At 45.1% G+C, this 1,314-nt stretch carries 2 protein-coding genes; one reads left to right on the forward strand and one right to left on the reverse strand.

From position 1 onward, the window contains the following. Nucleotides 1–822: 822 nt before the first annotated feature. A complete protein-coding gene (locus tag QA601_18915) occupies nt 823–1,068 on the reverse strand; it encodes a hypothetical protein (GenBank protein MDG5817173.1) in 246 nt (81 codons plus the stop codon). A gap of 24 nt (nt 1,069–1,092) precedes the next feature. Here QA601_18915 and QA601_18920 point away from each other — a divergent pair. Then, nucleotides 1,093–1,314, forward strand: a 222-nt coding sequence (locus tag QA601_18920) for a hypothetical protein (protein ID MDG5817174.1), incomplete at its 3' end; no start/stop codon positions are given.

Below are 1,314 nucleotides of genomic sequence, written 5' to 3' on the forward strand. Positions count from 1 at the left end.
AGAAGGCATTGTAATTTATGACAGATCTACAGCTACCCAGGATATCATAATTGGTAATAGCAAAAGAGAAGTAATGAGAAATGAAAAAACTATTCGACTGTTGCACTTTGAACCTTTTGGTAATGAGTGATTAAATGTTTACAAGTCAATACCACACTGAAATTAACTTCGTGCACAAAAAAGCCGCCCAGGCAAAACGCGCAAGGTTTTACGGCTTGCCCTACGCAGTAGTCTGCTACGGAGGCTAGGATAGGAGAACCGACCTGAGCGGTCCCTGAGCTCCCAACCAAAGGGTCTTCGAAGGGTTGCGCACAGAGCATTTATTGTAGTTTTCATAGTTTGTAGTGGTGTTTTAAAAAAAATGATTTGGGGTCGCACTAGATCGAGCTGCATTGATCAATTTATTAACATTCCCGCCAAATTTCCGGCTCTTAGAACTCGAGGGGAGTGCATTGCAACAAGCTCTAAGAGCTTAAAAGGTGCATCTCCCAAAACTCACCAATTCTCGAAAAGATTATATTAGGATAGTCCTCAGCATAAGCAGATACTTCCTGGCGCGCATTGCAGGTTCGGGTGCGTTTGAGCACCTGAATAAAGGCAGAAAATTTGTGAACATTCATCCTTAGAATGCGATAGAAGGGGTAGCCATCGAGCTCTAAGGGGCTGAAAACAGGAGAAAAACAGGAAAAAATGGCCTTTAGAGGCAGCAAAGGGCATTTGTGCTGGTCCGACGCGGGAAAATCCATACTTCTAAGAATGCCTGAAAACGGCTGAATACTGAACTCAAACTCACAATCTGTTTCAACTGCGCTCCGGTCCAAATTATGAGGCAAGATTCGGTGTATGGCTGCGCAACACACTCTGTGCAGTGAGAAACATGCCCCATGCAGTGAGAAACATGCCCCATGCAGTGAGAAACATGCCCCGTGCAGTGAGAAACATGCTCCGTGCAGTGAGAAACATGCCCCGTGCAGTGAGAAACATGCCCCGTGCAGTGAGAAACATGCCCCGTGCAGTGAGAAACATGCTCCGTGCAGTGAGAAACATGCTCCGTGCAGTGAGAAACATGCTCCGTGCAGGGGTGTTTCACCCATGTTTCTCACTGTTTTACCCATGTTTCTCACTGTTTCACCCATGTTTCTCACTGTTTTACCCATGTTTCTCACTGTTTCACCCATGTTTCTCACTGTTTTACCCATGTTTCTCACTGTTTCACCCATGTTTCTCACTGTTTCACCCATGTTTCTCACTGTTTCACCCATGTTTCTCACTATTTCACCCATGTTTCTCACTATTTCACCCATGTTTCTCACT

The organism is Chitinispirillales bacterium ANBcel5 (assembly GCA_029688955.1).
In the GTDB taxonomy this organism is placed as follows: Bacteria; Fibrobacterota; Chitinivibrionia; order Chitinivibrionales; family Chitinispirillaceae; genus Cellulosispirillum; species Cellulosispirillum alkaliphilum.